The sequence below is a fragment of the Ruegeria sp. CDSC081 genome (assembly GCF_059610485.1).
The window spans coordinates 56,280-79,233 of the sequence record NZ_JBXWNS010000006.1; the positions used below are offsets into that span (position 1 = coordinate 56,280).

A 22,954-nucleotide genomic window follows, 5' to 3' on the forward strand; every position below is an offset into this window, starting at 1 on the left:
CCTTACCCCTTCATCATATTGACATCTTCAACCGCGATCGAGCCGCGGTTGCGGAAGAAACAGACCAGAATGGCCAGCCCGATCGCCGCCTCGGCCGCCGCCACGGTCAACACGAACAGCGTAAACACTTGCCCGACCAGATCGCCCAGGAAGCTGGAGAACGCCACAAGGTTGATATTCACCGCCAGCAGCATCAGTTCGATGCTCATCAGCAGGATGATGACGTTCTTGCGGTTCAGGAAGAGACCGAAGATGCCGATGACGAACAGCGTCGCCGCGACCGTAAGATAGTGTTCAAGTCCGATCATAGCTTCGCTTCGCCTTCATCTGAGACAGTTTTCGTGTTGCAGAATTTCCCAGGATCAAGATGCTCATCGCGCACAATTGGGTCGGCACCGATCACCGAGAGGTCGGAAATAACCTCGGTCAGCATTGGTGGAGTATCGAGGTTGGCATATTCTTCTCTGAGCACCTTCAATTCCAAACTCAGATCAAATTTCAGATTGTCTGCATTAAAACCTTTGACAATAACGTCGAGTGTTTCACCCGTGGCGCATGACATGACGGACCAAGAGTAACCGGGGTTTTCGCAACCAATTTCTCTCGCAACCCACCAGTCATGAATGCCGGGAATATCAAATTCAAAGGTACCATCAAATCCAGTACAACCTTCCGGCGGTACTAGGCTTGTCTCCGCGTGAGACGTCGTAACCGAACATATGAGTATTGCAGCGGCCATCATGAACTTCACAACCCCTGCCCCGGTTTCACGTCCTTCAACTCCATCGCCTTGGCCGGGTCGCGCATCATCTGGCCGATGATGTCCTGACGCTTGATGTCCTGACGGTGGCGCAGCGTCAGAACGATGGCACCGATCATGGCCACCAGCAGGATCAGGCCCGCCAGTTGGAACAGAAGGAAGTATTGGTCGTAAAGGATGACACCCAGTGCCTCGGTGTTGTGGCGGTCGGTTGGAACCGGCTGTGCCAGATTGGCGGAAGCACCCTGCGCGCTGTCCCAAGCCCCGAAGGCCATGACGAACTGCATCAGGATAACCAGACCGATTAGCAGGGCCAACGGCATATAGCGCGCCATCTCGGCCTTGAGCTCAGCAAAATCCACGTCCAGCATCATCACGACGAACAGGAACAAAACCGCGACCGCGCCAACGTAGACGATGATCAGCAGCATCGCCACGAACTCAGCCCCCAGCAGCACAAACAGTCCTGCCGCGGACAGGAAGGACAGGATCAACCACAGCACGGAATGCACCGGCTGGCGGCTGATCACCGTGAACAGTCCGCCGGTGATGGCGCTGATGGCGAACAGATAGAAGGCAAAGACGGTCATTGATCCTCATCCTCGTTATCGCCCATGACCTCTTGCGCCAATTCCAGCGCGCGGGTCATGGCCGGGATGCCGGCAAAGACCGACATCTGACCGATCGTTTCCACGATCTCTTGTTTCTTGGCACCGGCTTCCACAGCGTGGCGCACGGTCTGACGCACCGCCGCATCCGCCTGCGCGCCCTGACAGGTCAGCCCGGCCAGTGTCAGCAACAGGCGCGTTTTGGCATCCAACCCGTCTTTGTTGACGGTGTTGCCGAACATCATCTCCATGACTTCTTTTGGCATGGTCGGCCATAGAGTTTCGAACCCTTTGGGCGAGAAGCTCTCCATCGCAGGGTTCATCGCCTTGGCCATGTCCTGCGCCTGCTTCATCATCAGCTCAAACGGATTTGTCGAGGCGTCAGTCATCGGTACGGCGCGTCCATTTCCAGATTGCGGGCGATCTCGGCTTCCCAGCGCTCGCCGTTGTCGAGCAGTTTTTCCTTGTCGTAGAACAACTCTTCGCGGGTTTCCGTGGCGAATTCGAAATTCGGACCTTCGACGATGGCATCGACCGGGCAGGCCTCTTGGCAGAAACCGCAATAGATGCACTTGGTCATGTCGATGTCATAGCGCGTGGTACGGCGGCTGCCATCTTCGCGCGGTTCGGCGTCGATTGTAATGGCCTGTGCAGGGCAGATCGCCTCGCAGAGTTTGCAGGCAATACAGCGTTCTTCACCGTTGGGATAACGACGCAGGGCGTGTTCACCGCGAAAACGCGGAGACAGAGGACCCTTTTCATGCGGGTAGTTCAGGGTGGCCTTCGGTGCGAAGAAGTACTTCAGTCCCAGCTTCATGCCGACCCAGAAGTCCTGTAGCAGGAAGTACTTGGCGGCGCGGGTGTAGTCGATTTGGGTCATGTCAGCCTCCTACGCTCCAGCGAGCGAATGCACCCCAGAACCAGTCGAATTTTGCCGCAAAGGCCACGAATACCACCCAGGCCAGCGAAAACGGCAGGAAGACTTTCCAACCCAGCCGCATCAGCTGGTCATAGCGGTAGCGCGGCGTGATCGCCTTGACCATTGCGAAGAGGAAGAAGAAGAACGCCATCTTCGCGACCATCCACAACACGCCGTCGGGCAGGCCCGGGATCGGGGACAGCCAGCCGCCGAAAAACAGCAGCGTGGTCAGCGCGCACATCAGGAAAATGGCGATATATTCGCCAGCCATGAACAACAGGAAAGGCGTGGCCGAGTATTCGACCTGATAGCCCGCGACCAGTTCGGATTCCGCCTCTGGCAGGTCAAACGGTGGGCGGTTGGTTTCGGCCAGCGCCGAGATGAAAAACAGGAAGACCATTGGGAAATGCGGCAACCAGTACCAGCTGAAGAACCCAAAGCGCCCGTCTTGCGCATGCACGATGTCACCGAAGTTCATCGACCCGGTCGACAGGATCACACCGATGATGATCAGACCAATCGAGACCTCGTAGGAAATCATCTGAGCGGCAGAGCGCAATGAGCCAAGGAAAGGGTACTTTGAGTTCGACGCCCACCCCCCCATGATCACGCCATAAACCTCCAACGAGGACACGGCGAAGACATACAGGATGGCGACATTTATATCCGACAGCACCCAGCCGTCGTTGAACGGAATCACAGCCCAGGCGATCATCGCCAGAACAAATGAGGTCAACGGCGCGAGGATAAAGACGGTGCGATCTGCACCCGCTGGGATAACCACCTCTTTAACCACATATTTCAGTGCGTCGGCCACCGATTGCAGCAGGCCATAGACGCCCACCACGTTGGGGCCACGGCGCATCTGAACCGCCGCCCAGATCTTCCGGTCTCCATAGACAAGGAACAACAGCGAGATCATCACAAAGGCCACAACGGCAAGCACTTGTGCCAGAATGATGAGGGCTATTCCGCCTGGGGTGTTAAAGAATTCAGCCATTGGTCCTCACACCGTGGGTATTCCGTTTTCCGCACGAAATGCTAAGGCCATGTGCCTGCGCAAAGTGCGTCTGGGTCGGCGCGTTGGTGTAAACAGCATCTGCAGCCTCTACGCCACCCTTTTTATTCCGTTTCATAGGCAAAACAGGGGCGAGCCCCTGTCCGACCAGCACAGGGTCGAAATGCGATATGACAGAGTTTCGGTTCATTCCGCCGCGATCTTTTCGCCTTTGCGTGCCTGCGTCTGCGCCGATAGCTCAGCCATCAACTGCGAGGCCCGTGCAATCGGGTTGCTCAGGTAGAAGTCCTTGACGGTGTGACGGAAGCTCGCCTTGCCCAGCGGGCCGAGCTTCAGCGCCTGAACCTCGTTTTCGATCACCTCGTCGATACGGGCCAGATGCGGCACCGCCTCGATCAACGCGGTGCGCAGTTGCGCCAGCGAGTCATAAGGCAGTGTCGCACCCAGTTCGGCAGACAAAGCGCGCAGGATCGCCCAGTTTTCCTTCGCCTCACCTGGTGCAAACCCGGCACGCATCGCCAGTTGCGGGCGGCCTTCGGTGTTCACAAACAGGCCGTTTTCCTCGGTATAGGCTGCGCCCGGCAGGATCACGTCGGCGCGGTGCGCACCTCGATCGCCATGGCTGCCCTGATAGATGACAAAGGCGCCGTCGCCGATTTCAACTTCATCGGCACCGAGATTATAGATCACATCCGCCGCGCTGATTGCATCCATGCCACCTTCGTTGGTGGCATCGACATCCATAGAACCAACACGTGAGGCGGCTGTGTGCAGGACAATCAAACCGCTTTCGGTATTCGCCGCAATGGTTTGCGCAGCGGCCAAAACCGCAGCGCCATCCGCTTCCTGCAATGCACCCTGACCAATGATGACCAACGAGCCTTTGCCCTTGACCTCATCATCTCCGCCCATATCCACCACCTGCTGCAATGCCGCACGATCATCGCCGACATGGTGGTAGTCATAGGTCAGATCGACAGCCGGGCCGACCACAGCAATCTCGGCCCCATGCGCCCAGGCTTTGCGAATGCGCGCGTTCAGCACCGGCGCCTCATCGCGCGGGTTGGTTCCGATCAGCAGAATGCGCTCGGCGCTGTCGATATCTTCGATCGCAGCGGTCCCGGCATAGGCCGCGCGGTTGCCCGTTGGCAACTTGGCGCCATCGGTACGGCATTCGACAACCCCGCCCTGCCCTTCAATCATCTGCTTCAGAGCAAACGTAGCCTCGACCGGGGCCAAGTCGCCCACGATACCGACGGGCTTTTCAGCCCCTTTCAACGCCTCGGCCGCTTTGGTCAACGCCTCGGGCCACGTCGCCGGGCGCAGCTTACCGTTTTCACGCAGGTATGGCTTGTCCAGCCGCTGACGACGCAGGCCGTCCCACACAAAACGCGTCTTATCACTGATCCATTCTTCGTTCACGCCATCATGATTGCGCGGCAGAAAGCGCATGACTTCGCGCCCTTTGGTATCCACTCGAATGTTCGAACCCAAGGCATCCATCACGTCGATGCTTTCGGTCTTGGTCAGTTCCCAAGGGCGCGCGGTGAAAGCATAGGGTTTCGAGGTCAGCGCCCCGACAGGGCACAAGTCGATGATATTACCTTGCAGATTCGAATCCAGCGTCTGGTTCAGATATGACGTGATCTCGGCGTCTTCGCCCCGCCCGGTTTGACCCATCTGAGTGATCCCGGCCACTTCGGTTGTAAAGCGCACGCAGCGGGTGCAGCTGATGCAGCGGGTCATCGCGGTGCCAACCAGCGGACCCAGATCCAGATCATCGACCGCGCGCTTGGCTTCCTTAAACCGCGTGCCCGACATGCCATAAGCCATCGCCTGATCCTGCAGATCGCACTCGCCACCCTGATCGCAGATCGGGCAATCCAGTGGATGGTTGATCAGCAAGAACTCCATCACTCCTTCGCGAGCCTTCTTGACCATGGGCGAGTTGGTTTTGACCACCGGTGCCTGTCCTTCCGGCCCCGGACGAAGATCGCGCACCTGCATGGCACAAGAGGCCGCAGGTTTGGGCGGCCCCCCAACAACTTCGACCAGACACATCCGGCAGTTCCCGGCAATCGACAGACGCTCGTGATAGCAAAAGCGCGGCACTTCGACCCCGGCCTGTTCGCAGGCCTGAATCAGGGTCATCGCACCATCGACTTCGATTTCCTGTCCGTCGATGTTAACTTTGCGGAGGTCAGACATGATTTAAACTACCCTTTCAGGAATGTGCCGATAGCAGATTTTTTGGCGATTTCGCTTCGCCCTGCCGAGCACATCGTATCTGGAACGCCAATCACGATGCCGTTTCCTTGGATATAGCGAATAGCGTCGTCCTGTATCCGCTTCCGCGGCAAATTTCTTTCGAGATAGGCAAAATCGCTTTCCCGATACCCTTTGGCTTCTAGGTCGTCAGCTACCGTTTTCATGCTTTGCCTGATCTGCGAACGATTGAGCGACAAATTCGGACAACCGCCTGCAATCTGCTCTGCCATAGCGTTGGCAAAGGCCACATCATAGAGGCCCTGCGGAACCTGTGTACGAAACTGAGCGCGAGATGTGTCAGCGTCCAAAGCTTGGCTGGATGTTGACTCGCATCCAGCTAAGACCAAAAGCAAAACACCAGCAAAGCCCATCATCAAAGCTCTGAAACCCATACTCAATTCGCCCTCAAATACACGCCGATGGCGCTGTTTCTTTCAATTTCCGCACGCCCAAGCGTACAGAAAGAATTCGGCCGGCCATACGACACGCCATTTTGGGCCAGATAGGCCTCGCCCTTGGCGCGCATCCGGTCTTTTTCTGCATCCGAATCGACATAAGAGCGGATTTCACTGTCGGAATAGCCCAACTGGTTCGCTTTCGACCGCAAGCCCCACATCACACCAATCGCCTTCATACGCCGCCCGCTGATGGAGGGGCAGTATTCCGAAATTTCGTTCGCGATAGCGATGTAATAGAGTTCGTTGTCGATCTCTTTGACTTCGCGCAAGGGAGGTTTAGCCAAAGCGACCGCAGGCAGTGTCAGCGCCGTTGCAACGGCAAGCATTTTGATACCAGACATGACAAATCCTTTCGTCTTGGAAAGACCAAGACGACGGAGGCCAGCATTGCTATGCAATAGCAATGGGCCTGTCACGGCGTGATATGCAAAAACCCGCTTCATGGACGGCGGCAGCTCCCGGCAAAGGTTAGTCTGTCATCGTTGATCTGAAGGTTTTGTGGTTCGGTATCCGGCCCGACCTTCCAGTCGATCCTGGAGGATCCGAAATTCGCGATGCAAAACTTGGTGCCCTCATAACGGCCAGCCTCGCGCGCACCATCCAAAGAGGCAGATACTCCTTTGATCACAACGGTGAAATCCGAAGGAGACGCTTTTTTGTTGATGTGCTTTGCTTTGGCTCTGAACGACTTGCCATCGAATAGAATACGATCTTCCGAAGGCTTAATCAGCCCGCAGGCCGAAACCGCCGCCAACAGTAAAACTGCGCCGATGAAGGAAACATTCTTGGTTCTGGTCACAAGATCAACAGTTCGTTCAATCATTAAAACGCCGCCACCAATGCCATGATCCCCATCACGAACATGCAAAGCCAGGCAACCACGTAAAGAACCGAGCGCAAGCCAGAGTTCGGCTTACCCAGTCCACGCAGATGAACAAACAGCATTGCCAGACGCGAAACCAGTGCCACCGAGGCGAGCAAGTTTACCCAAAACGGGCTGACCCCCACCAAAATTGCCGCGATCGTAACCGCCGCAAAAGCAGGAAGCGTTTCAGTGCCGTTCAGATAAGCACGGTTCAACCGATAGGCCCTGTCTGAATAATCTTGCTCGGGCGTGGCGCCTGGCGCCAGCCCTTTGCCCTGTTTGGCCATTGCCGAAAATGGGGCTAGGAACAGGACGACGAGGGTGAAGATCATCACCGATGCAAGTGCATGGCCATAGTCCAAGAATACTTCCATTTGAATCACTCCGCTGCCATCGCACCCGTGCGGCCCGATTTCTGGGCCTTGATGCGGTCTTCGATTTCTTCCCGGAAATTGCGGATCAGGCCCTGGATTGGCCAGGCTGCCGCATCACCGAGGGCACAGATCGTGTGGCCTTCCACCTGTTTGGTTACGTCAAACAGCATGTCGATCTCTTCCAACTCGGCCTCACCGCGCACAAGGCGATCCATGACGCGCATCATCCATCCGGTGCCTTCACGACACGGTGTGCACTGACCGCAGCTTTCATGTTTGTAAAACTTCGACAATCGCCAGATCGCTTTGATTATATCGGTGGATTTATCCATCACGATCACGGCAGCCGTACCCAGGCCCGAGCCCAGATCGTTGCGCAGGTGGTCAAAGTCCATGATCGCGTCGCGCATGTTCTCACCGCGCACACAGGGCACCGACGAACCACCCGGAATAACCGCCAGCAAATTGTCCCAGCCGCCGCGAATGCCGCCGCAATGGGTTTCGATCAGCTGTTCAAACGGAATCGACATTGCCTCTTCGACCACACAGGGGTTGTTCACATGGCCCGAGATCGCAAACAGCTTGGTGCCTGCATTGTTCTGACGGCCAAAGCCTGCGAACCAGTCGGCTCCGCGACGCAAGATCGTCGGCACTACCGCAATGGATTCCACATTGTTCACCGTGGTTGGGCACCCATACAGACCTGCGCCCGCCGGGAACGGCGGCTTCATCCGCGGCATGCCCTTTTTGCCCTCAAGGCTTTCGATCAGGGCAGTTTCTTCACCACAGATATAGGCGCCCGCCCCGTGATGCAGGAACAGATCGAAGTCCCAGCCTGACCCAGCGGCGTTCTTGCCCAACAAACCGGCGTCATAGGCCTCGTCAATCGCGGCCTGCAGCGCCTCACGCTCGCGGATGTATTCACCGCGCAGGTAGATATAGCAAGTATGCGCATTCATCGCGAAAGAGGCTATCAGGCAGCCTTCGATCAGCGTATGCGGATCGTGGCGCATGATTTCACGGTCTTTGCAGGTGCCAGGCTCGGATTCATCCGCATTTACCACCAGATAGGACGGGCGACCGTCACTTTCCTTGGGCATGAAGGACCACTTCAGACCGGTTGGGAAACCCGCGCCGCCCCGGCCGCGCAGCCCTGAATCCTTCATCGTCTGGATGATCCAGTCGCGCCCGTTGCCGATCAGGCTAGCGGTGCCGTCCCAATGCCCCCGGGCCTGTGCACCGCGTAATGTACGCTCATGCATCCCGTAGATGTTGGTAAAGATCCTGTCCTGATCCTTCAGCATCATGTGTTACCTTCAGCTGTCCTGACGCATGCGCCAGAGTTGAAAAATGTTGACGCCCGCATAGATGAACCCGGCCAGTGCGGCAAAATCAAACAGCAGCGCATAGCGTCCCGGCAGTTCCATCGCGGGGCCAATGAACATCGTCATGGCAAGCCAAAGCAGCATGGTCACGGCGATGACCACCCCGATATGTCGACCCTTGCGGGCCATGGCCTGTTCCTTGTCCTTGTCCATCTTGTCCTAAATGCCCAGAGCGGGCACGCATCCTAGTCTTCGTATGTACCGTCGTTCTTGGCCCGCTTGGCGAACTCGGTTTCTTCACCCGCCGCCAGCTTGGTGGCCTGATCAATCCAGCCGTCTCTCTCTATCCGGCCTTTGAACTTCAACCGCGCATCAACCCAGGCAACCTGCTCGGGCGTCCATTTGGCGATCTGATCATAATGATAGAAGCCCAGCTCGTTCAGCGTCTTCTCAAGCTTAGGCCCGACACCTTTAAGCAGCTTCAGATCGTCCGACTTGCCGTCCCGCGCACCCGAAAGCGTGTCGGGCTGGTCTTCTTTGACCGCCTTCGCTTCAGCCGCTTGTTTCACCGCAGGTTTGGCAGGTGCGGGGGCCTTGGGAGGTTTCGGAGCAGCCTTTGTCGCCGCTGCCTTGCCATCCTTGCCCAGCCATGGCGTAAGGATCGGAACCTCGGTCCCGTCGATGCGTTTGACGGTATCCCCCAGATCAGTCGCCAACTGAACGCTGGCATTATACTGGGTTCGGCCGCTGTCATACTCTGACAGGCTGGTCAGTCCCTTCAAGGGCTCTGCCGCATAGCGCCCGTTCTGCGGGCCCGGTGTCGGTACCTTGCCAGCGGCCAGATCGTCGATGATCTTGCCAAAACCCTCGGCGGTCAGGTCTTCGTAATAGTCCTTGCCGATCTGCGCCATTGGCGCGTTGGTGCAAGAGCCAAGGCATTCGACCTCTTCCCAGCTCAGCTTGCCATCGGCGGACAAAGCATGCGGCTTGGCGGCGATCTTGTCCTTGCAGACCGCAATCAAATCCTCGGCCCCGCAGATCATGCAAGAGGTAGTCCCGCACACCTGAATATGCGCCACCGATCCAACTGGCTGCAGCTGGAACATGAAATAGAACGAGGCGACTTCGAGCACGCGGATATAGGCCATGCCCAGCATATCGGCGACGGATTCAATCGCCGGACGGCTCAGCCAGCCCTCTTGTTCTTGCGCGCGCCACAGCAGTGGGATGACTGCGCTGGCCTGACGCCCCTCGGGGTATTTGGTGATCTGCGCTTTGGCCCATTGCTGGTTGGCAGCGGTAAAGGCGAAGCTTTCGGGTTGTTCGGGATGAAGACGGCGGAGCATTAGCGGTCAATCTCTCCAAATACGACATCCATGGTGCCGATGATGGCGGCGACGTCGGCCAGTTGGTGGCCTCCGGCAATGTGGTCCATGGCTTGCAGGTGCAGGAAGCCCGGCGCGCGCAGTTTGGCTCTGTAAGGCTTGTTGGTGCCATCGGCGACCAGATAGACGCCGAATTCGCCCTTCGGGGCCTCGACGGCGGCATAGACCTCGCCCGCAGGCACGTGGAAGCCTTCGGTGTACAGCTTGAAGTGATGGATCAGGCTTTCCATCGAGGTCTTCATGTCCGAGCGTTTGGGCGGGGTGATCTTGCCACGGGCCAGAACGTCTCCGGGGCATTCCCGGATTTTGGCGATGGCCTGACGGATGATGTGCAGTGATTGACGCATCTCTTCCATGCGGCAGAGATAGCGGTCATAGCAGTCGCCGTTCTTGCCGACGGGGATCTGGAACTCGAATTCATCATAGCATTCATAGGGCTGCGCGCGACGCAGGTCCCAGGCCAGACCCGATCCACGGACCATTACACCCGAAAAACCGTATTTCTGGATGTCATCCTCAGTCACCACACCAATATCGGCGTTGCGCTGTTTGAAGATGCGGTTCTCGGTCAGCAGACCGTCAATATCGTCGAGAATGGTGGGGAATTCATGGCTCCACGTCTCGATATCGTCCAGCAGTTCCGGCGGCAGGTCCTGATGTACGCCGCCGGGGCGAAAATAGGCCGCGTGCAGGCGGGCACCGCAGGCGCGTTCATAGAACACCATCAGCTTTTCGCGCTCTTCGAAACCCCAAAGCGGCGGGGTCAACGCGCCCACATCCATCGCCTGGGTGGTCACGTTCAGCAAGTGGTTCAGAATGCGCCCGATCTCGGAATACAGTACCCGGATCAATGAGCCGCGGCGCGGCACCTCGACCCCGGTCAGCTTTTCGATGGCCAGACACCAGGCATGTTCCTGGTTCATCGGCGCCACATAGTCCAGACGGTCGAAATACGGCAGGTTCTGCAGATACGTCCGGCTTTCCATAAGCTTTTCGGTGCCACGGTGCAGCAAACCGATATGCGGGTCGCAACGCTCAACAATCTCGCCATCCAGCTCAAGTACAAGCCGCAAAACCCCGTGCGCTGCAGGGTGTTGCGGACCAAAGTTAATGTTGAAATTGCGGATCTTCTGTTCTCCGCTCAGCGCGTCCGTGCTGCCGTCATCGTATCTTGAGCCGTCCATCAACGCCCCCGCTTATTCTTTTTTGCATCAGCCCGAACCCGGACCTTTTCGGCCTCGGCAGCCTTGGCTGCAGCCCCCGCCAGAAGGACCCCCAGCGCACCCAGCACGATCAGTTCCCCCAGCATCATCATCTCAGCGGCGCTCCAGCTCTTGCAGTTTCAGCCCGACCCACCACAGCAACGCGATCGTGCCAAAGGGAATCAGACAGAGCAGGCACCAGTATTTGTTAATCCCGAAGAACGGCAAAATCTTCACCATCGGGATGATAGTCAGTGCAGATAGGATCAGCCACCAAATGCCACCCATTATTCGTTCTCCTGTTTCTCATCGCCGGGCAGGATGTAATTCGCACCCTCCCACGGAGACATGAAATCAAACTGACGGTATTCCTGCACCAGATTGACCGGCTCATAGACCACACGCTTTTGCGCCTCGTCATAACGGACTTCGGTATAACCGGTGGTCGGGAAATCCTTGCGCAGCGGATAGCCACGAAAGCCATAGTCGGTCAGGATTCGCCGCAGATCAGGATGGCCCGAGAAAAGGATGCCGAACATATCGAACACCTCGCGCTCGAACCAGTTGGCCGAGGGGTGAACGTCGACAATCGACGGCACCATGTCATCCTCACGGATCGACACGCGCAGGCGGATACGCTGGTTCTGATACATCGACAGGAAGTGATAGACCACATCGAACCGCTTGGCCCGTTCGGGATAGTCAACGGCTGTGATGTCCACCAGGGTCGAATACTTGCAACTGGCATCGCCCTTCAGGAATTCGATAAATTCCACAAGACTCGACGGGGCCACGTCCACGTTCAACTCATCATGGGTGACATCCCAGGACAGAACGCAATCGGTCCGTTTGAGTTCCAGCTGCGCGCCGAGTTCTTTGAGTGCTTCGCTCATTACCCCCTCCTCAGCGTACAATGGTGCCGGTGCGGCGGATTTTGCGCTGCAGCTGCATCAGACCATACAACAGCGCCTCAGCCGTCGGAGGGCAACCGGGCACGTAGATATCGACCGGCACAATGCGGTCACAGCCGCGCACAACAGAATAGGAATAATGATAATAACCGCCGCCATTGGCGCAGGACCCCATCGAGATCACATAGCGCGGCTCGGGCATCTGGTCATAGACCTTGCGCAACGCCGGTGCCATCTTGTTGGTCAGCGTTCCGGCCACAATCATAACGTCTGACTGACGTGGGGACGCGCGTGGCGCGATACCGAACCGTTCTGCATCATAACGCGGCATCGAGGTGTGCATCATCTCAACTGCGCAACAGGCCAGCCCGAAGGTCATCCAGTGCAACGACCCGGTTCGGGCCCAGTTGATGATGTCCTCCGTCGAGGTCAGCAGAAAGCCTTTGTCCTGCAGCTCGGCATTCAGGGCCTGGGTGGCGACTTCTTTGTCGACGCCGGCGGTGTTTGCACCCGTCATCACTCCCATTCCAGGGCCCCTTTCTTCCATTCATAGGCAAAGCCGATGGTCAGAACGCCCAGGAATACTATCATGGACCAGAAGCCCACATCGCTGATGTCCTTGAAACCGACGGCCCAGGGAAACAGGAACGCGATTTCCAGATCGAAGATGATGAAGAGAATCGAAACCAGGTAAAACCGGACGTCGAATTTCATCCGCGCATCGTCGAAGGCGTTGAAGCCGCATTCATAAGCGCTGACCTTTTCAGGGTCGGGATTGCGGACGGCCAGCACCACAGCGGCAAGAATCAAGACGATTCCAAGGCCCGCAGCGACGACCAGAAACACCAGGATCGGGAGGTACTCCCGCAGCAGGTCTTCCACGAATAGCTCCTTTCCTGCGCGTGCCCCGTAGGGGAGCGCCGTCAATTAGCGTGTTGACTGGACATTCTCTATCCGCGCGGGGTCAGAGGGTCAACCAAACACAACCGCATGGCACCCTAATATTCCGTTTCATTCCAGCCGAACTTCGATCCGTGAAACGCACAGACCGACAGAACGTAAACCTAACTATTCCATACAGGTTTTCGCTTGTCGAAGAATGCGCTGATTCCCTCATGCGCCTCGTCGGTTTCCCAGCGCGCAACCAGCGCCCGGATCGTTTGGTCGATAACGGGATCGTCAACACGCGGCCCCAGACTATGGACCAAGGCCTTGGCCGAGGCCACCGCACCAGGCGCACATGACAAATAAGGTTCAACCTCGGCCTCGACAGCGTCCGCCAGATCTTCTGCTGAGGCCGTTTTGGCCAATAGGCCCAAATTGACGGCCTCGGCCGCGTAAAACAATCGGGCCGACATAAAGACCCGCCGCGCACGTGCCGCCCCCATCCGAGCGACAACATAGGGGCCGATGGTGGCCGGGATCAGGCCCAGTCGCGTCTCGGTCAAGCCCATTTTCAGGGTCTCGACACCTATTGCCACGTCGCAGACGGCGGCAAGGCCCACGCCGCCACCAAAGGCGTTGCCCTGTAACGCTCCGATCAGCGGTTTGGGCATCACGTTCAACGCCTGCAACATCTCGGCCAGCTTTCGCGCCTCGACAAAGCGTGTCTCAGGATCCGCCGCCATCTGGTCTTGCATCCAGCCCAGATCCCCACCGGCACAAAAGCTTTTGCCTGCTCCGGTCAGAACGACGACGCGCACAGTGCCATCGCCGCCCAACTGCACCGCCGCTTGTGTCAGTTCCCGGATCATCTGCGCGGACATCGCATTATGCTTTTCGGGGCGGTTCAGCGTCAGGGTTGCAACGCCACGTGGATCAACCGTGACCGAGATCGTTTCAAACATCGCCTACTCCGCCCTCATGGCCAGTGCCATTTGTGCCGCTTGTTCCACGATCCCCAGATCAAGCCCCGTTTCGTATCCAAGACGCTCTAGATGCGCGACCACGGCTTCGGTGGCCACGTTCCCTGCGGCGCCGGGTGCATAGGGGCAACCGCCCAGCCCCCCGACTGCTGAGTCAAATGTCCGCACGCCCAGCGCCAATGCAGCGTCGATATTGTCGATGGCCCGACCATTGGTGTCGTGGAAATGTCCCGCCAAGCGGGTAACAGGCACCGTCTCACGCACCGCCAGAAGCATATGGGCGATAGTGTCCGGTGTTCCCTGCCCGATCGTATCCCCCAGCGATACCTCATAGCAGCCCAGCGCAAATAATGTGTCCGCAATCTCGGCCACCTTCTCGGGTGGGGTCGGACCATCATAGGGGCAGTCGGTCACGCAGGACACGTAACCGCGCACCGGCAGGTCAATATGGCGCGCAGCCTCTAGGATCGGTTTGAACCTCTCAATGGATTCGGCGATGGTCGCGTTGAGATTGGCCTTCGAGAACCCTTCCGAGGCAGATGCGAATACGGCAATCTCATCCGCTTTGGCAGACAAGGCGTCCTCGTACCCGCGCATATTCGGCGTCAGCGCCGCATAGCGCACCTTACCAACCCGCTGGATCCCGGCCAGAACATCGGCACTGCCAGCCATCTGGGGCACCCATTTCGGAGACACAAAACTGGCAACTTCGATCCGATTGAAGCCCGCCTTGCTCAGGCAATCGATCAGAGCGACCTTCTCGGCAACAGGAATTTCCCGCTGTTCGTTCTGCAGCCCATCACGTGGCCCTACTTCAAAAATGTCGACCCGTTCACCCATAGCTTTCGCCTCCCGTTATGCCGTGTTGTCCCGACTGTGCCACGTTGCGGCGCAGCGGGACAGATCATTCCTCCTCCAGCCGGACCAGCGCCGCGCCGGCCTCGACCTGAGCGCCGGTTTCGGCCAGCACCTCGGCGATCACGCCATCGCGGGCGGCCAGCAAGGAATGTTCCATTTTCATCGCTTCCAAAATGGCCAGTCGATCACCTTCTGAGACGGCTTGCCCTACGGTGGCGAACATGGCCTTGACCAGACCGGGCATCGGCGCCTCGACCACATTCGTATCGCCCAAGGCGCTTGCATCGCGATCCAGCGGATCGACATGCTCAAACACTTGCCCATAGTCATCGAATACTGTGATTGTCGCATCAGCCAGTGCCACGGGCGGCATCGGGCGGTCATCTATGTACCAGCCTCCATTGCGCCGTTGCGCCAGAACCGTTGTGTCCTTGATCTGCCAGACCTGCCGGTCAGGTCCTTCGACCTGTACGTCTAGATCAATGAGCTCGCTATCGCACTTCAACTGGACGGCCCGGTGCAGCGGCGCCCACAGGCTGAAACCCGTGTCGGGCCCGGTCTCGACCAGATCAAGCGCCGTCATGGCTGCTGCAACAATCAAGCGCGCGCCCGCGTCAGAAGTTCGGACCAGCCCGTCGATATCCCGACCGATCAGCCCGGTATCGACATCGCCCGCCGCAAATCCAGGGTGCCGGGTCAGCGCGCCAAGAAACGAGAGATTCGTGACCGTCCCGGCAACCTCGGTCCGCCGCAGAACCCGGTGCAGGTTTTCCAGCGCCACCGCACGCGTCGGGCCATGCACCACGACCTTGGCAATCATCGGATCGTACCAGGGGCTGATTGTATCGCCGGACCGCACTCCGCTATCGGCGCGGCATTCCGCAGGAAAGCGCAGATGTGTCAGCGTACCTGTTGCGGGCAGAAACCCTTTGGGCACGTCCTCGGCGTAAAGCCGGGCTTCGAACGCATGCCCGTTGATCGTCAGGTCATCCTGCGTTTTTGGCAACGCCTCACCCGAAGCGACTCGCAACTGCCATTCGACCAGATCAACGCCGGTAATCGCCTCGGTCACGGGGTGTTCCACCTGCAAGCGCGTGTTCATCTCCATGAACCAGAACCGATCCGGGCGCAGCCCGTCCGAGGCATCGACGATGAACTCAACCGTGCCTGCGCCCTTGTAGCCAATCGCCTCGGCGGCGCGCACGCCCGCCTGCCCCATGGCCTCACGCATTTCAGTTGTCATTCCAGGAGCCGGGGCCTCTTCGATCACTTTCTGGTGCCGCCGTTGCAGCGAACAATCGCGTTCGAACAGATGCACCGCTTGGGTGCCATCGCCGAACACTTGCACCTCGATATGCCGGGGCTTGGATACGAATTTTTCGACCAGAACGGCATCGTTGCCAAAGGCGGTTTTTGCCTCTCCCCGCGCACTGTCTAGAGCCTCAGTAAAGTCTTCGGGGTGCTCTACCAGCCGCATCCCCTTGCCGCCGCCCCCCGCAACGGCTTTGATCAGCACTGGATAGCCGATGGTCTGGGCCGCGCCCGCCAGATGATCAGGGTCTTGGTTATCGCCGTGATAACCCGGAACCACGGGCACGCCCGCCTGCTCCATCAACACTTTTGCCGCGTCTTTGAGGCCCATCTTGCGGATCGCATCCGCCGAGGGCCCGATAAAGATCAGACCCGCAGCCTCAACCGCGTCAACGAAACCGGGGTTTTCAGACAGAAACCCATAGCCGGGGTGGATCGCCTGCGCGCCTGTATCCAACGCTGCCTGAATGATCACATCACCCTTTAAATAGCTGTCCGCCGGGGCCGCTCCACCGATATGCACCGCCTCATCCGCCATTTGCACATGCTTGGCCGAGGCGTCCGCGTCCGAATACACTGCAACACAGGACACACCCATTTTCTGAGCCGTTTCCATCACCCGACAGGCAATCTCACCCCGGTTGGCAATCAAGATTTTGCTGAACATGGCTTACCCCTCAACCCCGAGATCTTCGACAAGTCGGAACCGCTCGCAGAGCAATTCCATTTCGGGATCAAACCCGCCGTTTCGCTCGAAATACCGGCGGTGATCTTCGCGCCATCCTTCAAGCGTCTCATTCTCGCCCTCGGCCAGCGCAAAATCCTCGGTCACATCGCAATATCGGCAGGTCGTTACCTCAATCGTTTCGATCACCAGCGCGGGACGGCCATCCCAGTCCAAAGCGATATCGCGCCGCCCAACGACCGGAGTATCAGCACTGCCTTCGGGATAGTCTCGCAAAGCACCGCAGGTTGCTGTTTTCCTTCCTGCACGCACTAAGGCCAAAAGTTCTGCGCTCAACGTTGCGTTGTCACCAAACTTGAAAGTCTGAGCACCCGGATAGCGGGCCATGACATCATTCAAAGAAACGTTCATCTTACATCCTGAACACGCCGAAACGTGTCTCCTCAATCGGGGCATTCAGGGCGGCACTCAGCGACAAGGCCAGAACATCGCGACTTTTGCGCGGGTCGATGATGCCGTCGTCCCATAGGCGCGCCGAGGCATAGAGTGGGTGAGATTGTTCCTCGAACATATCCAATGTTGGGCGCTTGAATTCGATCTCTTCCTCAGCCGACCAACTGCCACCCTGCCGCTCGATCCCGTCTCGTTTGACGGTGGCCAGCACGCCCGCCGCCTGCTCGCCCCCCATTACAGAAATACGCGAGTTCGGCCAAGTCCACAGGAACCTGGGCTGATAGGCCCGCCCCGCCATGCCATAGTTCCCGGCCCCGAACGAGCCGCCCACCAGCATGGTGATCTTGGGCACCGAGGTCGTGGCAACGGCTGTCACCATCTTTGCCCCGTGCCGCGCGATGCCTTCGTTTTCGTATTTGCGGCCCACCATAAAGCCGGTGATATTTTGCAGGAAGACCAGCGGGATTTTGCGTTGCGAGCACAGCTCGACAAAATGCGCGCCCTTTTGGGCGGCCTCGGAAAACAGGACGCCGTTGTTGGCGATGATCCCGACGGGGCAACCTTTTACATGGGCAAATCCGGTCACCAATGTCTCACCGAAGCGCGGTTTGAATTCGTCGAAGCGCGAGCCATCGACCAGCCGCGCGATCACCTCGCGGATATCATAGGGCGTGCGTAGATCGGCGGGGACAACGCCCAGAATTTCCTCGGGGTCATAGGCCGGATCTTCGGGGCTGGCCCAATCCACGGTCCGCGGCTTGCGCAGGTTTAACGATCCCACCGCTTGCCGCGCCAAGGCCAGCGCGTGGGCGTCGTCCTCAGCCAGGTAATCGGCCACGCCGGACAGACGGGTATGGACGTCGCCACCGCCCAGATTCTCGGCGCTGACAACCTCTCCGGTCGCGGCTTTGACCAAGGGCGGACCGGCCAGAAAGATCGTGCCCTGATCTTTGACGATGATCGTCACATCCGACATCGCGGGCACATAGGCCCCGCCCGCCGTACACGAACCCATGACCACCGCGATCTGAGGGATTCCTTTGGCACTCATTCGGGCCTGATTATAGAAGATGCGGCCAAAGTGGTCGCGGTCGGGAAAGACCTCATCCTGGTTGGGCAGGTTCGCCCCGCCGCTGTCGACCAGATAGATACAGGGGAGTTGGCTTTCCTCGGCAATCTCCTGCGCGCGCAGGTGTTTCTTGACCGACATCGGATAATAAGTGCCGCCCTTCACGGTGGCGTCGTTGCAAACCACCATGACCTCGCGCCCCAGCACCCGGCCAATGCCCGCAATCACACCAGCGCTTGGCGCGGCATCACCATACATCCCATGCGCCGCCGTCGCGCCGATTTCCAGAAACGGGGACCCCGGGTCCAGCAGGTTCGCAACCCGGCGCCGGGGCAGCATCTTGCCCCGCGATTCATGCCGCGCGCGGGACTTTTCGCCGCCCCCCATACGAGCCGCTTCAGCAGCGGCAGAGATCTGCGCCAGCGCGTCGAGATGGGCCGCGCGGTTTGCTTTGAAACCCTCAGAGGCGGGCATGGCTTTGGATGTGAGTTTCATTGGTGTTTACCCTCCAAAAGCCGTTCGACCAATCGCAAGTTCAGCCACTTCATAGTAGCATCTAACAATAGGCATTCATTTTCAGACATGTCGGCTTCGCATTTCGTTTGAAAATCTTCGGAAGTTCGCCGCCGCGCATTCGCATAAGAGGAGCGCTTGAAACCCTTGAGGTTTGGGTTCGCTGGTAAATTCCCCGAAATTTCTGCACTTCTGAGACGAATGTGCTCAATTAAAATCTCGTGACAAATGTCCTGGTAGGAGTTTTCCTGATTATTTGTGCAATAATCCAAGGCAGATGCAACACAATCCATATCCAACGTCATTTTTGGAACAGACATCACCGTCGTTTTGCTAAGTTGCGTACACCCATCCAACCAGTTTTCGACACCTATGACCGGCTCCAAAGCTTGCCCCATGCTTTCGTCCGCCTCAAGGGCCGCCGCGGAAATTAGCAGTGCAACCAACCCCGGCCAAAACATCTTACTCATGATTTCGGCCTCTTCTGCGTTTCAGTTTCCCCCGCCGCCCGCGCCTTCAATTCCTTCCGGATCACTTTCCCCGTCACAGTCATCGGCAGTTCCTCCAGAAACGCCACCTCGCGCGGATAGGAATACTGCGCCAGACGGTCTTTGACCCAATCCTGCAACTCTCGCTCCGCAACCGTGGCTCCCGGTTTCAACACCACATACGCCTTCACGATCTCGGTCCGCAACGGATCGGGCTTGCCGACCACACCAACTGTCGCCACCGCCGGGTGGGTCAGTAGGCAATCCTCGATCTCGGCGGGGCCGATGCGATACCCGGCGGAAGTGATCACATCGTCATCGCGGCCAACAAAGCGTAAGTACTCACCCTCCCACACGCCGCGATCTCCGGTGATCAGCCAATCGCCGCGGAACTTCTCGGCCGTGGCCTCAGGCCGGTTCCAGTATTCCAGCAGCATCGAGGCCGAGCCTCGGCGGATGGCCACGTCGCCCTCTTGATCTGTGGGCTGGCCATCCTGGTCGATCACTGCAACTTCATGCCCCGGAACCGGTTTACCGATGCAACCCGGGCGCACGGGAAAATCCTGAGCGCAGGAAGACACCACCATGTTGCATTCGGTCTGGCCGTAGAATTCGTTGAACGTCAGGCCGAACGCCTGCTTCCCCCATTCCAACATCTCGGCACCCAGCGGCTCCCCTCCGGAAGCGACCGAGCGCAGACCGGGGATCGCCTGATCCGTGGCCTTGAGCATCCGCAATGCGGTAGGCGGAAAGAACACGTTCCGTACCCCGCCACGTGCGATAACATCCACACAGGCCTCTGGGGTGAATTTCTCAAGCCGGGCCGCCACAACGGGAATGCCCAGCGCCAGCCCTGGCATCAACACATCGAACAACCCGCCAATCCATGCCCAGTCGGCGGGCGTCCACAGACAGTCACCTTCGCGCAGATGGTTGTGGCTGATCGAGACCCCCGGCAAATGGCCGGTCAAAACCCGATGCCCATGCAGCGCGCCTTTGGGGCTGCCCGTGGTGCCGGAAGTATAGATCAGAACTGCCGGATCCTCGGGGCCGGTATCCGCAAAGGGCACCGGATCATCAGACGGAGCTATCTGATCGACCCGAACCGGTACGGCCAAATCCCCCAGCAGCGCAGCACCCTCTGCGTCTGTCAACACCAGTTGCGCCCCTGCATCCGCGACACGCGAGGCCAGCGCGTCATGTTTGAACAATTTAAACAAAGGCACCGAAATCGCGCCGATCTTCCAGATCGCAAGATGCGCCGCCGCGCAGCCGGGTGACTGGCTGAGCAGTACTCCAACGCGATCCCCAGGCCGCACCCGATCGAGCAAGGCGAGTGCGATGTCATCGGCCAAGCGTCCGAGTTGTGCAAACGTGACGACCTTGCCCTCACCCCCGGTCAGGTCGATGATCGCCGTCTGCTCTAGGGGCTGTTCCAAGCATTGCCGCGCCATGTTCAACCGGTCCGGCAGGTCCCAGCCCCCACCCTGATGCAAACCAGGTATGCTTTCAGCGGGACACATTACCGAAACCCTTTGTTTTTCTCGTTCTTTTCTGAATCGAGCCACCAAAGACGGTCACGGGAATTTGATGCAGATCAGAGTCGGCGGGCTTTGCTTCATGCAAAACCCGGTCATCAACAAATCCAAAGGCCGTAAAATGACCAAGAAACTCGCCGCTTTGACTCTTTCGACCGCGCTCGTCGCGTTTGCTGCGCCCGTTTTCGCCCAAAATCAGGGCGACTGGACCGTTGGTGTCGGTGTCGGCTATCTCGACCCGAAATCCGACAATGGGTCCCTCGCCGGGCTGGATGCAGATGTCGATTCCGACACACGCCCGATCTTTACTGCCGAGTATTTCGTTCGGGATAATCTGGGTATCGAGCTGCTGGCCGCCACACCGTTCAGCCATGAGGTCACACTGGGTGGCAGCCTCGACGCTGGGACCGTCAAACACCTGCCGCCCACACTGTCGCTGAACTATCACTTCCCGACCAACTCGGTCTGGAAACCCTATGTCGGTGCGGGTATCAATTATACCATCTTCTTCGACGAAAAATCGGCTCTGGGTGATCTCGAACTCGACAACTCGGTCGGCCTCGCACTGCAGGCCGGTCTGGACTATATGGTCACCGAAAAAGGCGCCGTGCGTTTGAACGTACGCTGGTTCGACATCGACTCGGACGTCAAACTGAATGGCACCGATATCGGCACCGCTGAAATCGATCCTTGGCTGGTCGGCGTATCCTACGTTCACCGCTTCTGATCCTTTACACAGAACGCCCTGCCGTTCCCTCGTCGGCGGGGCGTTTTTTTTTGCTCAGAGCATTTCGTTCATCAGTTCCCGTCCGATCAGCATCCGGCGGATTTCGCTGGTACCGGCGCCGATTTCCATCAGCTTGGCGTCGCGGAATATGCGGCTGACCGGCGAATCCGACAGGAACCCCGCGCCGCCCATAGCCTGAACTGCCTGATGGGCCTGCGTCATGGCCTGTTCCGAAGCATACAGACAGCACGCTGCCGCATCTTGCCGGGTCACATCCCCACGGTCACAGGCCTTGGCGACCTCGTAGACATAAGCCCGGGCAGAATTCATGGCCGTGTACATGTCAGCAATCTTGCCTTGCATCAGCTGAAAGCTGCCAATCGGTTTGCCGAACTGCTTGCGCTCGGCCAAATACGGCATGACTTCGTCCAGACAGGCGGCCATGATTCCGGTTCCGATCCCGGCGAGCACGACGCGTTCGTAATCCAGCCCTGACATCAGAACCGCGACACCCTTACCCTCCTCGCCCAGAACATTTTCAAAGGGCACCTCGACGTCATCGAAAATCAATTCCGCCGTGTTTGATCCGCGCATGCCCAGCTTGTCGAAATGGGGCGACGTGGAAAAGCCCGTCATCTCTTTTTCGACCAGAAAGGCGGTGATCCCTTTGGATCCAGCATCAGGATCCGTCTTGGCGTAAACGACCAGAGTATCCGCGTCCGGCCCGTTCGTGATCCAGTATTTGCTTCCGTTCAGCCGGTAGTGGTCGTTGCGCTTTTCCGCCTTCAGCTTCATCGAAACGACGTCTGATCCGGCGGACGCCTCAGACATGGCCAGCGCGCCCACATGTTCGCCGGAAATCAACCGAGGCAGATATTTCGCCTTTTGCTCGGGGCTGCCGTTCAGCTTGATCTGATTGACGCACAGGTTTGAATGCGCCCCGTATGACAATGAGATTGAGGCAGAGGCCCGCGCCAATTCTTCGACTGCGACGGTATGGGCCAGATAGGACATGGCCGCGCCACCATATTCCTCGGACACTGTAATTCCCAGCAGGCCCAATTCGCCCATCTCGCGCCAAAGCTCATTGGGAAACGCGTTCGAGGCATCGACCTTCGCGGCCATCGGCTTCACCCGCTCTTGCGCCCAGCGATGCACCATTTCACGCAGTGCGTTCACATCTTCACCCAGATCGAATTGCATGGCCGCCGTGAACATCGAACTCTCCCAGTAAATGAACGATTGTTCAAATAATCTGCCATGACCATGAACCCGGGTCAAGCGCTGACCGAAAAAGGTTCACCCGCGAGCCGATCCGGAGCGTCACAAATTCACCATACTCGACGATTAGATC

At 58.3% G+C, this 22,954-nt stretch carries 29 protein-coding genes; 1 reads left to right on the plus strand and 28 read right to left on the minus strand.

Translation table 11 applies throughout. The features are described 5' to 3' along the window. Positions 1-2: 2 nt before the first annotated feature. The 27 genes from nuoK to AC2FH9_RS12365 all read right to left on the minus strand — a co-directional run bounded on the left by nuoK (position 3) and on the right by AC2FH9_RS12365 (position 20,858). Entirely contained in the window at positions 3-308 is a 306-nt protein-coding gene (gene nuoK / locus AC2FH9_RS12235; protein ID WP_050602759.1) for an NADH-quinone oxidoreductase subunit NuoK, read from the minus strand. Continuing rightward, positions 305-742, minus strand: a complete 438-nt coding sequence (locus tag AC2FH9_RS12240; RefSeq protein WP_496677478.1) for a hypothetical protein — start codon at positions 740-742, stop codon at positions 305-307. Before AC2FH9_RS12240 ends, nuoK begins: the two co-directional genes overlap by 4 nt. Before the next feature lie 5 nt (positions 743-747). Next, the gene (locus AC2FH9_RS12245; protein ID WP_496871713.1) at positions 748-1,350 is read right to left on the minus strand and encodes an NADH-quinone oxidoreductase subunit J; all 603 of its coding nucleotides are present in this window, start codon (positions 1,348-1,350) and stop codon (positions 748-750) included. After that, a complete protein-coding gene (locus AC2FH9_RS12250; RefSeq protein WP_496871714.1) occupies positions 1,347-1,757 on the minus strand; it encodes a carboxymuconolactone decarboxylase family protein in 411 nt (136 codons plus the stop codon). The genes AC2FH9_RS12245 and AC2FH9_RS12250 overlap by 4 nt, the downstream gene beginning before the upstream one ends. Next, entirely contained in the window at positions 1,754-2,248 is a 495-nt protein-coding gene (gene nuoI, locus AC2FH9_RS12255; RefSeq protein ID WP_037307839.1) for an NADH-quinone oxidoreductase subunit NuoI, read from the minus strand. Before nuoI ends, AC2FH9_RS12250 begins: the two co-directional genes overlap by 4 nt. Position 2,249: 1 nt before the next feature. Next, the gene (gene nuoH / locus AC2FH9_RS12260; protein ID WP_142634879.1) at positions 2,250-3,287 is read right to left on the minus strand and encodes an NADH-quinone oxidoreductase subunit NuoH; all 1,038 of its coding nucleotides are present in this window, start codon (positions 3,285-3,287) and stop codon (positions 2,250-2,252) included. Positions 3,288-3,491: 204 nt separating this feature from the next. Then, on the minus strand, positions 3,492-5,513 hold the full coding sequence (gene nuoG / locus AC2FH9_RS12265) for an NADH-quinone oxidoreductase subunit NuoG (RefSeq protein ID WP_496871715.1): 2,022 nt from the start codon (positions 5,511-5,513) through the stop codon (positions 3,492-3,494). Between the two features lie 8 nt (positions 5,514-5,521). After that, entirely contained in the window at positions 5,522-5,947 is a 426-nt protein-coding gene (locus AC2FH9_RS12270; protein ID WP_496871716.1) for a DUF5333 family protein, read from the minus strand. Positions 5,948-5,967: 20 nt separating this feature from the next. Beyond that, positions 5,968-6,372: a DUF5333 domain-containing protein gene (locus AC2FH9_RS12275; protein ID WP_496690848.1), complete on the minus strand. Its 405-nt coding sequence runs from the start codon at positions 6,370-6,372 to the stop codon at positions 5,968-5,970. Positions 6,373-6,470: 98 nt separating this feature from the next. Continuing rightward, complete coding sequence (locus tag AC2FH9_RS12280) at positions 6,471-6,854, minus strand: hypothetical protein (protein WP_496690849.1); 384 nt, start codon at positions 6,852-6,854, stop codon at positions 6,471-6,473. Beyond that, positions 6,854-7,270, minus strand: coding sequence for an MAPEG family protein (locus tag AC2FH9_RS12285; protein ID WP_271950191.1), 417 nt, complete (start codon positions 7,268-7,270; stop codon positions 6,854-6,856). The genes AC2FH9_RS12280 and AC2FH9_RS12285 overlap by 1 nt, the downstream gene beginning before the upstream one ends. A gap of 5 nt (positions 7,271-7,275) precedes the next feature. Further along, positions 7,276-8,574 (minus strand): NADH-quinone oxidoreductase subunit NuoF, encoded by a 1,299-nt coding sequence (gene nuoF / locus AC2FH9_RS12290; RefSeq protein WP_496785806.1) that lies wholly within the window; start codon positions 8,572-8,574, stop codon positions 7,276-7,278. Between the two features lie 12 nt (positions 8,575-8,586). Continuing rightward, positions 8,587-8,808, minus strand: coding sequence for a DUF5337 domain-containing protein (locus AC2FH9_RS12295; RefSeq protein WP_496813824.1), 222 nt, complete (start codon positions 8,806-8,808; stop codon positions 8,587-8,589). 32 nt (positions 8,809-8,840) lie between these two features. Further along, complete coding sequence (nuoE, locus tag AC2FH9_RS12300; RefSeq protein ID WP_496871718.1) at positions 8,841-9,941, minus strand: NADH-quinone oxidoreductase subunit NuoE; 1,101 nt, start codon at positions 9,939-9,941, stop codon at positions 8,841-8,843. After that, the gene (locus AC2FH9_RS12305) at positions 9,941-11,164 is read right to left on the minus strand and encodes an NADH-quinone oxidoreductase subunit D (protein WP_281994873.1); all 1,224 of its coding nucleotides are present in this window, start codon (positions 11,162-11,164) and stop codon (positions 9,941-9,943) included. Before AC2FH9_RS12305 ends, nuoE begins: the two co-directional genes overlap by 1 nt. Further along, positions 11,164-11,295, minus strand: a complete 132-nt coding sequence (locus AC2FH9_RS12310) for a hypothetical protein (RefSeq protein ID WP_271950199.1) — start codon at positions 11,293-11,295, stop codon at positions 11,164-11,166. The genes AC2FH9_RS12305 and AC2FH9_RS12310 overlap by 1 nt, the downstream gene beginning before the upstream one ends. 1 nt (position 11,296) lies before the next feature. After that, on the minus strand, positions 11,297-11,470 hold the full coding sequence (locus tag AC2FH9_RS12315) for a hypothetical protein (RefSeq protein ID WP_170433422.1): 174 nt from the start codon (positions 11,468-11,470) through the stop codon (positions 11,297-11,299). Further along, complete coding sequence (locus tag AC2FH9_RS12320) at positions 11,470-12,075, minus strand: NADH-quinone oxidoreductase subunit C (RefSeq protein WP_496871720.1); 606 nt, start codon at positions 12,073-12,075, stop codon at positions 11,470-11,472. Before AC2FH9_RS12320 ends, AC2FH9_RS12315 begins: the two co-directional genes overlap by 1 nt. 10 nt (positions 12,076-12,085) lie before the next feature. Beyond that, positions 12,086-12,619 carry a NuoB/complex I 20 kDa subunit family protein gene (locus AC2FH9_RS12325; RefSeq protein ID WP_037307875.1) on the minus strand — a complete coding sequence of 178 codons (534 nt, stop codon included), beginning with the start codon at positions 12,617-12,619 and terminating at the stop codon, positions 12,086-12,088. Then, positions 12,610-12,975 (minus strand): NADH-quinone oxidoreductase subunit A, encoded by a 366-nt coding sequence (locus AC2FH9_RS12330; protein ID WP_142634899.1) that lies wholly within the window; start codon positions 12,973-12,975, stop codon positions 12,610-12,612. Before AC2FH9_RS12330 ends, AC2FH9_RS12325 begins: the two co-directional genes overlap by 10 nt. 182 nt (positions 12,976-13,157) lie before the next feature. Further along, positions 13,158-13,940 carry a crotonase/enoyl-CoA hydratase family protein gene (locus tag AC2FH9_RS12335; RefSeq protein WP_496793182.1) on the minus strand — a complete coding sequence of 261 codons (783 nt, stop codon included), beginning with the start codon at positions 13,938-13,940 and terminating at the stop codon, positions 13,158-13,160. 3 nt (positions 13,941-13,943) lie between these two features. Continuing rightward, a complete protein-coding gene (locus AC2FH9_RS12340) occupies positions 13,944-14,798 on the minus strand; it encodes a hydroxymethylglutaryl-CoA lyase (protein WP_142634903.1) in 855 nt (284 codons plus the stop codon). A 64-nt stretch (positions 14,799-14,862) separates the two neighbouring features. Continuing rightward, positions 14,863-16,794 carry an acetyl/propionyl/methylcrotonyl-CoA carboxylase subunit alpha gene (locus tag AC2FH9_RS12345; RefSeq protein WP_496871722.1) on the minus strand — a complete coding sequence of 644 codons (1,932 nt, stop codon included), beginning with the start codon at positions 16,792-16,794 and terminating at the stop codon, positions 14,863-14,865. A 3-nt stretch (positions 16,795-16,797) separates the two neighbouring features. Beyond that, positions 16,798-17,223: an ASCH domain-containing protein gene (locus AC2FH9_RS12350; RefSeq protein ID WP_496690855.1), complete on the minus strand. Its 426-nt coding sequence runs from the start codon at positions 17,221-17,223 to the stop codon at positions 16,798-16,800. A 1-nt stretch (position 17,224) separates the two neighbouring features. Then, positions 17,225-18,829, minus strand: a complete 1,605-nt coding sequence (locus AC2FH9_RS12355; protein WP_496871724.1) for a carboxyl transferase domain-containing protein — start codon at positions 18,827-18,829, stop codon at positions 17,225-17,227. Further along, positions 18,826-19,317 (minus strand): hypothetical protein, encoded by a 492-nt coding sequence (locus AC2FH9_RS12360; protein WP_496871726.1) that lies wholly within the window; start codon positions 19,315-19,317, stop codon positions 18,826-18,828. The genes AC2FH9_RS12355 and AC2FH9_RS12360 overlap by 4 nt, the downstream gene beginning before the upstream one ends. Then, positions 19,314-20,858, minus strand: a complete 1,545-nt coding sequence (locus AC2FH9_RS12365; RefSeq protein WP_496871728.1) for an AMP-binding protein — start codon at positions 20,856-20,858, stop codon at positions 19,314-19,316. The genes AC2FH9_RS12360 and AC2FH9_RS12365 overlap by 4 nt, the downstream gene beginning before the upstream one ends. A gap of 136 nt (positions 20,859-20,994) precedes the next feature. On the opposite strand from AC2FH9_RS12365, the gene AC2FH9_RS12370 reads away from it, so the two are divergent. Further along, positions 20,995-21,600: an OmpW/AlkL family protein gene (locus tag AC2FH9_RS12370; protein ID WP_271950306.1), complete on the plus strand. Its 606-nt coding sequence runs from the start codon at positions 20,995-20,997 to the stop codon at positions 21,598-21,600. A gap of 54 nt (positions 21,601-21,654) precedes the next feature. Here AC2FH9_RS12370 and AC2FH9_RS12375 read toward each other — a convergent pair whose 3' ends face one another. Beyond that, positions 21,655-22,818, minus strand: coding sequence for an isovaleryl-CoA dehydrogenase (locus AC2FH9_RS12375; protein ID WP_496871729.1), 1,164 nt, complete (start codon positions 22,816-22,818; stop codon positions 21,655-21,657). Positions 22,819-22,954: the final 136 nt, after the last annotated feature.